Origin of the sequence: Promicromonospora sp. NPDC060204, from assembly GCF_042728455.1 — a bacterium.
Lineage (GTDB): Bacteria > Actinomycetota > Actinomycetes > Actinomycetales > Cellulomonadaceae > Promicromonospora.
The window spans coordinates 1-10713 of record NZ_JBHWZO010000223.1; the positions used below are offsets into that span (position 1 = coordinate 1).

Genomic DNA, 10713 nt, shown 5'->3' on the forward strand with positions numbered 1-10713 from the left:
CCGAACTGACCTTCCCGAAGGGCCAGGGCCTCCCGGCGGCGGGCTCGGAGGCAGACGCCCCCGGCGGCCTCTCCCTCGACTCCCTCGGCAAGAAGGTGAAGGGCGACTTCGGCACCTGCCCGGCGCTGCGGTCGTTGGTGCCGTGGACGGTGTGAGGGGGGTCTCGCGCGCTCGATTCCGCCGTTGTCCACAGGGCGGGTAGGCTTGGCCCTTGCTGTGAACCCTCCTGTCACGGAACGACCGTGACCGCTGAGACCAGAGGAGGTGGGTATACACATGCGTCAGTACGAACTGATGGTGATCCTGGACCCGGAGGTCGAGGAGCGCACCGTTGCCCCGTCGCTCGACAAGTACCTGTCGGTCATCACGACCGAGGGTGGCTCCGTCGACAAGGTGGACATCTGGGGCCGCCGCCGCCTGGCGTTCGACATCTCGAAGAAGTCCGAGGGCATCTACGCCGTCGTCGACTTCACCGCGACGTCGGACACCGCCAAGGAGCTGGACCGCCAGCTCGGCCTCAACGAGGTCGTGCTCCGGACCAAGATCCTGCGCACCGGCGACAAGTAAGTCGTCGGAACTGAACCTCCTACGCCCGCGCGAGTGTCAGTGGTTCGTGGTTGCATTCACCGCGAGCACGGACAACGCGTACGGAACGTCGACTGAATCGAGGAATTGGCATGGCTGGTGAAACTGTCATCACAGTGATCGGGAACCTGACCGGGGACCCTGAGCTGCGCTTCACCCCTTCCGGTGCGGCGGTCGCCAACTTCACGGTGGCGTCGACCCCGCGGACCTTCGACCGCCAGAGCAACGAGTGGAAGGACGGGGAGACCCTGTTCATGCGCTGCTCGATCTGGCGCGAGGCCGCGGAGAGCGTCGCGGAGTCGCTGACCAAGGGCACGCGCGTCATCGCGCAGGGTCGCCTGGTCCAGCGCTCCTACGAGACCCGTGAGGGCGAGAAGCGCACCGTCGTCGAGCTGCAGGTGGACGAGATCGGTCCGTCCCTGCGCTACGCCACGGCCAAGGTCACCCGGGCCCAGCGGTCCGGTGGCGGCGGCTTCGGTGGCGGCGGCGGTGGTGGCTACAACGGAGGCGGCGGCCAGCAGGGCGGCGGCTCCGGTGGAGGATTCAGCTCTTCCGGTGGCGGTCAGAGCAATGACGACCCGTGGGCCACGGCAGGCCCGGCGTCGTCGGGCGGCTCGTTCTCGGACGACCCGCCGTTCTAACCGCTACCCCCAGTTCACCTTTTTTGCTCACGCGGCCTGCCAGGCCCCGTGAGCAGCACCTGACGAAGGAGCAACACCATGGCGAAGCCTGTGGTGCGCAAGCCCAAGAAGAAGATCAACCCGCTGAAGTCCGCGAAGATCGCCAACATCGACTACAAGGACACGGCGCTGCTGCGCAAGTTCATCTCCGACCGCGGAAAGATCCGCGCCCGTCGCGTCACCGGCGTCTCCGTGCAGGAGCAGCGCCAGATCGCGAAGGCCGTGAAGAACGCCCGCGAGATGGCCCTGCTGCCGTACACGTCGACGGCTCGCTGAGGAAGGGATCGAGAACAATGGCAAAGCTGATCCTGACTCACGAGGTGACCGGCCTGGGCGAGCCCGGCGACGTGGTCGAGGTGAAGGACGGGTACGCCCGTAACTTCCTCATCCCGCGTTCGCTGGCGACCCCGTGGACCAAGGGCGCCGAGTCCGACATCAACGCGATCCGCAAGGCTCGCAAGACCCGCGAGATCGCCTCGCTGGACGACGCGAAGGCTCTGGCCTCCTCGCTGTCCGCGAAGCCGGTCGTCGTCACGGCGAACGCCGGCCCCGGTGGCCGTCTGTTCGGCGCGGTGACCACGGCGGACATCGCCGGTGCGGTCTCCGCTGCCGGTGGCCCGTCGGTCGACAAGCGCAAGATCGAGATCGGTCAGTCCATCAAGACGACCGGTGACTACACCGTGTCGATCCGCCTGCACCCCGAGGTGTCGGCCAAGATCGGCGTCCAGGTCGTCGCCGGCTGAGCTTCGGCTCAGCTGATCGCCTGATCGCGAGAAGGCCCCGGTTCCCCCTGTGGGAGCCGGGGCCTTCTGCTGTGCGGACGGGGGCCGACGTCGCAGGCGTCGCCGCGCGCCGCCGCACGAAGGTGCGCCTCTACCCCGTCATTACGCCCGGAACGTGGCTGTTTTCGGGCGCAATGACGGGGTAGAGGTCACCCCAGTGGCGGGGGCGACGGCGGGGTCGGGTTCGGCAGTGCCACCGTCTCGTCCGTGAGCAGCACGTCCAGGGTCAGGGCTGCCGTCCAGGAGAACTGCCGCGTGCCCCGGCCGGCGCCTGTGTCGGGGTCCGTGTACTCGGGGAAACCTTCCGGCGGGGCGACGGCGAAGTGCTCGCGCAGCCGGGCGGCCAGGTCGTCGCGGCCCAGGGGGACGACGGCGCGCAGCAGCAGCCACGACATGTTGAACCATGCCGGCCCCCGCCAGTACAGGGCGGGGTCGAACGCCGGATCGTCGCGCGAGGTGCTCGGCAGGTACGGTCCGCCCCCGAGAAAGCCGGGGCCGGCGAGCGTCGCGAGCAGGCGCTCGGCGCGGCCTGCCGCCAGAAGCGAGCCCACGCCTGCGGCGGTTCCCGCCGTCCTGCCCGACGTCGCTGCGCCGGTCCTGGCCCGCGCCTGACCATCGGCGAGCAGCAGCGGGACCAGGCCGTTCACCGTCGCCCGCCGGACCGTCCGCCCTGTCGTGTCGTCAAGCGCGACGTACAGGCCCAGGTCCTCGTCCCACAGGTGCTCGTCCAGCGCGGCGACAACCCGGGCGGCGGCCGCCTCGTGCGCCCGGGCCGCCTGCGCACCGGCCGCCTCGTGCGCGCCGGCCCGCGCGTCGCCCCCGCCGTCCGGCGACAGCAGCCCGCCCCCGCCGTCGGGCAGCGCCTCCGCCATCCGGGCCAGCGCGACCTCCGAGACCGCCAGCAGCGTGCTGAACAGGGGGCACACCATCGCGAACCCGATCGGCACGTCGTCGGCGCAGCCGGCGTCGCGATACGCCTCGGCGAGCCGGTAGTAGCGCCGGTAGTCGCGGCTGCCGGGACGTTCGCCGGTGCCGGCGTGCCGCAGGTCCGGACGCCGGATGGGCGTGCGTGCCTCCGGTGGCACCCGGGCGAGCGCGGCGTCCCACAGGGGCGAGTTGTCCGTGCCGGTCTCCCACGGATGCTTGGTCACGGGCAGGCCGACGCCGCCCGCTCGCGGCCCGTACAGGTACCCGTGCCAGCGGACGAGGCGGGGGTACACCCGCGCGAGAAAACCCTCCTGGGCGGACCCGACCGGGTCGGCGCAGTGCACGAGCCACGCGGCCCAGGCGTGCACCGGCGGCTGCACGAGCCCGGAGGTCGGCGCACCCCAGAACCCGGCGCCGGGGGCGTAGTCGTCGTCGCGTTCGACGTCGTAGACGATCTGCGGCACCCGGCCGTCGGGCCACTGGGCGTCGAGGAGGGTGACCAGCTCCGCCCGGGCGCGCGCCGGTGCGCGGTGCCGGGTGCCGATCGCGACGAACGCAGAGTCCCAGCTCCACTGATGGGGGTACAGGCCCGTGGCCGGGACGGTGTGCCGCCCGGTCCAGTTGCTGTCGAGGACGCGAGCCGCGGCGTCGGCCGTATCTTCCATAAAGTCCTTGTGCATCTTTCGACAGTAGGTTAGACATAAGTGCCAGATCTACTCACTCGATGACGAGGAGAAGTCATGCTCCGGCACCACCGCGCGGCCACCGCCCGCCTGACGATCGCGGCCACGACGGTCGCGGCGGCGGTCCTCACGCTCACCGCCTGCGGCAGCGGCAGCCCCGAGTCCGACGGGATGATCACCGTCTGGACCGTCGAGACGCAGCCCGAGCGCCTCGCGATCCAGCAGGCCGCGATGGACGCCTGGGCCGACGAGTCCGGCCTGGAGACGGACCTGGTGCCGGTCGAGGAGGACCAGGTCTCCCAGCTCCTGTCCGCCGCGGCGCTCTCCGGCGAGGACATGCCGGACGTGGTCAACGCGATCAGCCCCGGGCTGGTCCGGTCCTTCGACCGGGACGGCTACCTCGACCGGGACGCCGCCGCCGAGGTGGTCGACGCGCTCGGCGCCGACACGTTCACGCCGCAGGCCCTGGAGCTGACCAGCGACGGCGACGAGCTGCTCGCTGTCCCCTCGGACGCCTGGCCGATGATGGTCTACTACCGCACCGACCTGTTCGATGAGGCGGGCCTGGAGCCGCCCACCACCTACGACGACCTGCGCGCGGCCGCCGAGGAGCTGACGGCCGACGGGCGGTACGGGATCACGCTGTCCACCGACGCGGCCGACCCGTTCACGCAGCAGACGCTGGAGTTCCTGGCCCAGGGCAACGGCTGCGAGCTCGTGGACGACGCCGGGGAGGCGACCCTCGACAGCCCCGCCTGCACCGAGACCATCGGGCTGTACGGCGACCTGGCCGGCGAGTTCTCGCCCGAGGGCTCGCAGGGCGTCGAGTCCACGCGCGCGTCGTACTTCGCCGGGCAGGCCGCGATGGCGGTCTGGTCGTCGTTCCTGCTGGACGAGATGGCCGGGCTGCGGGAGGAGTTCACGCCGTCGTGCGACGAGTGCGCCGACGACCCGGGCTGGCTCGCCGACCACACCGGCGTCGTGCCCGTGGTGGAGGGGCCGTCCGCGGGCGGCGGCGGCGGGGACGCCGCCGGCTACGTCGAGTTCGTGTCCTGGGGTCTCACCGACGGCGCGGACCCCGAGACGGCCGACTTCGTGGAGTACATGATGTCCGACGCGTACGAGGACTGGCTGGCGATGGCGCCCGAGGGCAAGGTGCCCGTGCGCACCGGTACGGCGGACAACCCCACCGAGTACACCGACGCGTGGTCCGGGCTGGAGATCGGCATCGACTCGCGGCAGACGTTCTCCGACGTCTGGCCCGCCGAGGTGACCGACACCCTGGCCGCCGCCCCCGAGTCCGCGGACCGCTGGGCGCTGCCGCAGGGCCAGGGCGCCATCCTTGGCCCGATCACGAGCGAGCTGCCGCTCGCCAAGGCGGCGGCCGACCTCGGTTCGGGCAGCGTCGACGCCGCCGAGGCCCAGGCGGCCATGCAGGAGGCGGTCGCCGAGATCGCCGGCCGCGACTGACCCATGAGGCGGGTCAAGGAGGGGCGCCTGCGAAGCGGGAGGGGCGTGCCGCCGTCGAAGCTGCGCGGCCGCGAGAGCCGCGACGGGATCACGCTCGTCGCGCCGGTGGTGCTCGTGACGGCCGCGATCATCGTGGTCCCCATCGTGTGGACGGTGGTGCTGTCGTTCCAGGACGCGCGCTACGTGGACGTGGCCCGCAACGGCCTGTTCAACGAGCTCACGCTCGACAACTACGCCGACGTGCTCACGTCGCCGGCCTTCTGGCAGGCGCTGGTGACCACCGTCCAGTACTCGGTGGCGACCACCGTCGGGTCGATCACCGTGGGCCTCGTGGCGGCGCTCGCGTTCCGGGACCGGTTCCGGTTCCGCGCGCCGCTGCGCGCCGTCATGCTCCTGCCGTACGTGGCGCCGGTCGTGGCCACCACGTTCGTGTGGCAGGTCGCGCTGAACCCGCAGTACGGCGTGGTGAACGCGTTCGGCACACAGGTGCTCGGCTGGGAGCACCCGGTCAACTTCCTCTCGGCCGCGCCCACGGCGCTCGGCACCGTGATCGTCTACGACATCTGGCGGTACTTCCCGTTCGCGTTCCTCTTCCTGGGGGCGGCCCTGACGGGCCTCAGCAAGGAGATCGAGGAGGCCGCGGTGGTCGACGGCGCCACACCGCTGCAGAAGTTCTGGTTCGTGGTGCTGCCGCAGCTCCTGCCCACGGTGGCCCTGCTCGTGCTGTTCCGCATGGTCATGGCCTTCAACGAGTTCGACGACGTCTACCTGCTCACTGGCGGCGCCGCGGGCACGCAGGTGGCCTCGGTCCGCGTGTTCGAGCAGCTCACGGGGTCGAGCGACATCGGCGGCGCCAGCGCGACGGCCGCGGTGATGGCCGTGTTCCTGGGGGTCGCGCTGGCGATCTACCTGCGGCTCACGGCCCGGCAGCGGGAGGAGACGCGATGAGCGCGGTGTCCGTCCAGAGCAGCGTGCTGCGGGTGCTGCGCGTCGTCGTCATCGTGGCCCTCGTCGCGGCGACCGTGTTGCCGTTCGTCTACATGCTGAGCCTGAGCTTCGTGCGCATCGACGACCTGCTGCGCGACCCGCTGCGGGTGCTGCCGCAGCTCGACCGGATCACCACCGAGACCTACCGCGCCGTGCTGGCCTCCGAGGAGGACGGCGGCTACGGGTTCGGGCGGTTCATGCGTAACTCCGCGGTCGTCGCCGTCGCGGCGTCGGCACTGACCGTGGCGCTGGTGGTGCCGGCGTCGTACGCGCTGACACGGCTGCGGTTCGCCGGGCGCTCCCAGGTCTCGTGGCTGTTCCTGGCCGTGTACCTGTTCCCGACGATCATCATCGCGGTGCCGGTCTTCGTGGGCTTCCAGGTGCTGGGTCTCGGGTCGTCGCTGGTGGGGCTGGTGATCGCGTACGTGGCGCTGACCGTGCCCGTCTCGGTGCACATGCTGCGCAACTACCTCGCGGGCATCCCCGAGTCGATCGACGAGGCGGCGGTGATCGACGGCGCCTCCCGGTTCCAGATCATGACCCGCATCACCGTGCCGCTCGCGATGCCGACCATCATGTCGACGGCGCTGTACTCGTTCATGATCGCGTGGAACGAGTTCCTGTTCGCGCTCCTGTTCCTGTCCGCCAAGCAGGACCTGTGGACCGTGTCGCTCGGGCTCACCCGTCTCGCCGACGGCCAGGAGGTCTCGAAGACGGTTCTCATGGCGGGCAGCGTTCTCCTTACCGTGCCGATCGTGATTCTGTATGGAGTGGCCGAGCGTGCCCTCACCGAGGGACTGACCGCGGGGGCAGACAAGGGCTGATCGGCCCGGGAGCGACAAGGGCCGGCCGGCCGACAAGGGCCGGTCGGCCCGAGAGAACTGAGGAACGACGTGGCAGCAGGCGCGGGCGAGATCCTGCAGCTCATCCGAAGCGGACGGGCGACGACGCGGAGCCAGGTGCTGGAGGCGACGGGGCTCTCGCGCGTCACCGTGGCGCAGCGGATGGACGCGCTCGTGGCGGCGGGGATCGTCCGCGCGGCGGGCGACGCGGGAGCGACGGGCGGACGGCGCTCGGAGCGGTTCGTTTTCGACCCGACGGACTCGTTGGTGCTGGTGGCGGCGCTGGAGCTGGATTCGGCTGTGCTCGCGGTCCTCGATCCGCACGGGACGCTCCTGGCCCGCGCGTCGCTGGCCGTGGACCTCGCGGCGGGACCGGAGGCGGTGCTGCCGCAGCTCCTGGACGGCTTCGACGACCTGCTGGCCGACGCCGGGATCAAGCCCGCCGCCGTCGGCGGGGTCGCGCTGTCGGTGCCCGGCCCCGTGGACCCGCACGACCACCGCCTGTCCGATCCGCCGGTGATGCCGGGCTGGGGCGCGTGGCCCGTCGTCGAGGCCGTGCGCGCCCGGTTCGACGTGCCGGTGCACCTCGAGAACGACGCCGACGCGATGGCGTACGGCGAGTTCACCGAGCTCGGCGCCGGGCGGGACGGCAGGCCTGAGCCGTTCGTGCTGGTCAAGGTGTCCCGGTTCCTCGGGGCTGGCCTCGTCATCGACGGACGCACGTACCGCGGGACCGACGGCGGGGCGGGCGACATCGGGCACGTCGACGTGGGCGGTGACGCCGTCTGCCGCTGCGGCCGGCGGGGCTGCCTTGCCGCGGAGGCGGGCGGGACGGCGCTGCTGCGCCGCCTCGGCGAGGCGGGTTCCGACGTCGGCTCGCTGGCCGAGCTGCGTGCGCTGGCCGAGCGCGGGGACGCCCTCGTGACGGCGGAGCTGGAGCGGGCTGCGGGGCTGATCGGGCGGGTGTTGGCCGTCGTCGTCGGGGTGCTCAACCCGGCCGACCTCGTCGTGGCGGGCGAGCTCGCGGTGCCCGCCATGATCGCGGGGATCCGCGCGGGCGTGTACGCGGGCGCGCAGCCCCGGGCGACCGCGCGCCTGCGGATCCGGGCTGCCGCGCTCGGGCCCGAGGCGGTGCTCGTCGGGCTGGCGCGGGTGGCGATCGACGACCGCTTCTCGGCCGAGGCCGTGGACGCCCGGATCGGCTGACTTGGGGTCAGTAGAACCGTTTCGCGCGAGCGGGTGATCTTCGCTCCTTTACTGAGTTGTGATCAGTAAAAGCGTTCCGCGGGGCCATACCCCCGGGTAACTTCTGCGCAGACGCCCACCACCACGGGCTTCGTGCTCGCCAACGATGGCGAGCCCGGCGGGCAGGGGCGCCGGTCCGACAACTTCCGCGGGGCGACGAAGCCCGCAGAACGAGAGGCGAACCGATGACGCAGCTTCATGCATCACCGAGACCACGATCAGGCTTAGGTCCAACGATCTTGACCGCGTTGGGCGTCGCACTGCTGCTCGCCGGTGCGATCGTCGTCACGGCCTTCATGCTCCTCTTCCAGGGGCAGGTGGCGGATGGCGCGAGCCGGTTGGCCGACGGCGCGGGAGAGCTGAACGACGGCGTCCAGGCCGACCTCGTCTCCGGCGTCGGCGACCTGGGCGCCGGGGCGACGGACCTCAACGCTGCCGTCCAGGACGAGGTGGTGCCGGGCGTCGAGGCGCTCGCAGACGGGGCGGGCCAGCTCGACTCCGGAGCGGGCGAGCTGCGCGCGGGCGTGATCAAGCTGCACGACGGGTCCAAGAAGATTGCGGACGGCACGGCCGAGACGGCGGAGGACGTCGCCGACCTGGCCGACGCGTCGCTCCAGCTCACCGCCGGTTCCACGAAGCTGAACGCGGGTCTCGGGACGCTGAACACCAAGGCGCCGGAGCTGGCCGACGGTGCGGAGCGACTCGCTGATGGATCTGCGCTGGTTCAGGCGGGTGTCGTGAAGGTCAGCGACGGCGTGTCCCCGCTGAATACGGGCGCGCAGAAGCTGGCTTCCGGGGCCGGTCAGGTGCAGGCAGGCGTGGCGAAGGTCAGTGCCGGCGTGACGCCGCTCGATGCGGGTGCGCGTCAGCTCGCGACGGGGTCGCAGAACTTGGCAGCAGGAGTTGGACAGGTCGACGCCGCAGCCAACCAGCTTGCTGACGGGTCCAGCAAGGTGTTCGCCGGAAGTCAGGCGCTGAACGGCGGACTGTCCCAGCTGGCGGCCAACAACGGGACGATCCTCGGCGGGACCGCTGCGGTTCAGGCCGGGGCGAACGAGCTCGCGGAAGGTGCGGTATCGCTGGATGCCGGCGTCGACCAGGTCGCAGCCGGGCTCACCCAGCTGCGCTCGGCCACGCCGACGCTGGTCGATGGCGCGGCATCCACGGCGGCAGGCGCCAAGCAGGTCGCTGATGGAGCTGCCCCGGTGGCGGCGGGCGCTGGTGCGGCCGAGACGGGCGCGAAGACGCTGGCCTCAAGCATCGGCGGGCTCGTCACCGGTGCCAACCAGGTCAAGGACGGCAACCTGGGCCTCCAGGAGCAGCTCGCCCAGCTCGCTGGTGCAACGGACGACCCGACGCTGAAGGCTCAGCTCCAGGGACTTGCCGCGGCCTCGGGCGACCTCGCTGTCGGCGCGGGCCAGGTCAGTGCGGGGGCTTCGCAGGCGCAGGGCGGTGCGTCCGACCTCGGCACCTCGCTCGGCGTTCTGACGGCGGGCGCGAAAGCCGTCTCGGCCGGCGCGCAACAGGTCGCCGGCGGTTCCGCTCAGGTCTCCGGCGGGGTGCAGCAGGTCGCAGGTGGGCTCACTACGCTCGAGACCGGCGCGACGAAGCTCGCTGAGGGATCGGAGAAGGCGAAGATCGGTAGCGCGGCGCTGCAGGCCGGCGTCGGGCGGCTTGCGCCGGGGATCCAGACATACGTGGCGGGTGTCGGCTCGGTTCATGCGGGCAGTGCCGGGCTCGTCGCCGGCTCGCAGCAGCTCGCCGGAGGCAACGCCCAGCTGGCCCAGAGCACCCCGCTCCTCTTCTCGGGTGCCACGCAGGTGGCCAACGGGAACACCGAGCTCGCTGCGGGTACCGGTCAGCTCAAGGGCAAGTTGCCCGAGCTGCTGTCGGGCGCCACTCGGGTCGCCGACGGCAACGCCGACCTGGCGGCCGGTACGGGTCAGCTCAAGGGTGGCCTGCCCGCCCTGCTCTCCGGTGCGACGCAGGTTGCCGACGGCAACGCCACGCTCGCGGGCCAGACGCCTGCCCTTGTCTCCGGGGTCGGACAGCTCTACGACGGTTCCGGCCGCCTGGTCGACGGCATCATCCAGGTGCGCGACCGCGTCGTCCCCAAGGTCGAGAAGTCGCAGAGGCTGGCCGACGGGTCGGTCAAGGTGCGCGACGGGCTCAAGGACGCCCGGGTGGGCACCCGCACGCTCGTCCAGGGCACGGGTGCGCTGGACGAGGGCACCCAGAAGCTGGCCGGCGGCGCCGTGACACTGGCCGACGGCACGCAGCAGCTCGCCGACGGTTCCGCGAAGCTCGTGGCGGGCACCACGGAGGTGGCGTCCGGTACGGCGCTCCTGTCCGACGGCACGGGCGAGCTCCGCACCAGGGTCGACGGTTCGGGGGCTGGCGCCATCGGCATCGGCGTCGTCATCTTCGCGGCGCTCGGCCTGCTGGCGGCCGTCGCGGGCCTGATCCTGTTGTGTATTATCCGCGTCTGACGTGACAGGAGTCGTGATGTTTT

General features: G+C 71.5%; 10 protein-coding genes. 9 read left to right on the forward strand and 1 reads right to left on the reverse strand.

Translation table 11 applies throughout. The features are described 5' to 3' along the window. Positions 1-276 precede the first annotated feature (276 nt). The 4 genes from rpsF to rplI all read left to right on the forward strand — a co-directional run bounded on the left by rpsF (position 277) and on the right by rplI (position 2008). Positions 277-567 carry a 30S ribosomal protein S6 gene (rpsF, locus tag ACFWEJ_RS22515; RefSeq protein ID WP_285101724.1) on the forward strand — a complete coding sequence of 97 codons (291 nt, stop codon included), beginning with the start codon at positions 277-279 and terminating at the stop codon, positions 565-567. A 110-nt stretch (positions 568-677) separates the two neighbouring features. Then, the gene (locus ACFWEJ_RS22520; RefSeq protein ID WP_020013533.1) at positions 678-1226 is read left to right on the forward strand and encodes a single-stranded DNA-binding protein; all 549 of its coding nucleotides are present in this window, start codon (positions 678-680) and stop codon (positions 1224-1226) included. Between the two features lie 78 nt (positions 1227-1304). Continuing rightward, the gene (gene rpsR / locus ACFWEJ_RS22525; protein WP_020013532.1) at positions 1305-1541 is read left to right on the forward strand and encodes a 30S ribosomal protein S18; all 237 of its coding nucleotides are present in this window, start codon (positions 1305-1307) and stop codon (positions 1539-1541) included. A 17-nt stretch (positions 1542-1558) separates the two neighbouring features. Then, positions 1559-2008 (forward strand): 50S ribosomal protein L9, encoded by a 450-nt coding sequence (rplI, locus tag ACFWEJ_RS22530; protein ID WP_377217594.1) that lies wholly within the window; start codon positions 1559-1561, stop codon positions 2006-2008. 188 nt (positions 2009-2196) lie between these two features. Here the strand turns inward: rplI and ACFWEJ_RS22535 are convergent, their stop codons facing one another. Next, positions 2197-3654, reverse strand: a complete 1458-nt coding sequence (locus ACFWEJ_RS22535; RefSeq protein ID WP_377231418.1) for a hypothetical protein — start codon at positions 3652-3654, stop codon at positions 2197-2199. A 60-nt stretch (positions 3655-3714) separates the two neighbouring features. On the opposite strand from ACFWEJ_RS22535, the gene ACFWEJ_RS22540 reads away from it, so the two are divergent. From ACFWEJ_RS22540 to ACFWEJ_RS22560, 5 genes are all read left to right on the forward strand, one after another. Beyond that, positions 3715-5127 (forward strand): ABC transporter substrate-binding protein, encoded by a 1413-nt coding sequence (locus ACFWEJ_RS22540; RefSeq protein ID WP_377231419.1) that lies wholly within the window; start codon positions 3715-3717, stop codon positions 5125-5127. A 45-nt stretch (positions 5128-5172) separates the two neighbouring features. Next, positions 5173-6075, forward strand: a complete 903-nt coding sequence (locus ACFWEJ_RS22545; RefSeq protein ID WP_377231420.1) for a carbohydrate ABC transporter permease — start codon at positions 5173-5175, stop codon at positions 6073-6075. Next, a complete protein-coding gene (locus ACFWEJ_RS22550; RefSeq protein ID WP_377231421.1) occupies positions 6072-6938 on the forward strand; it encodes a carbohydrate ABC transporter permease in 867 nt (288 codons plus the stop codon). Before ACFWEJ_RS22545 ends, ACFWEJ_RS22550 begins: the two co-directional genes overlap by 4 nt. Before the next feature lie 69 nt (positions 6939-7007). Further along, a complete protein-coding gene (locus ACFWEJ_RS22555; protein WP_377231422.1) occupies positions 7008-8162 on the forward strand; it encodes an ROK family protein in 1155 nt (384 codons plus the stop codon). Positions 8163-8449: 287 nt separating this feature from the next. Then, the gene (locus ACFWEJ_RS22560; protein WP_377231423.1) at positions 8450-10690 is read left to right on the forward strand and encodes a hypothetical protein; all 2241 of its coding nucleotides are present in this window, start codon (positions 8450-8452) and stop codon (positions 10688-10690) included. Positions 10691-10713 lie beyond the last annotated feature (23 nt).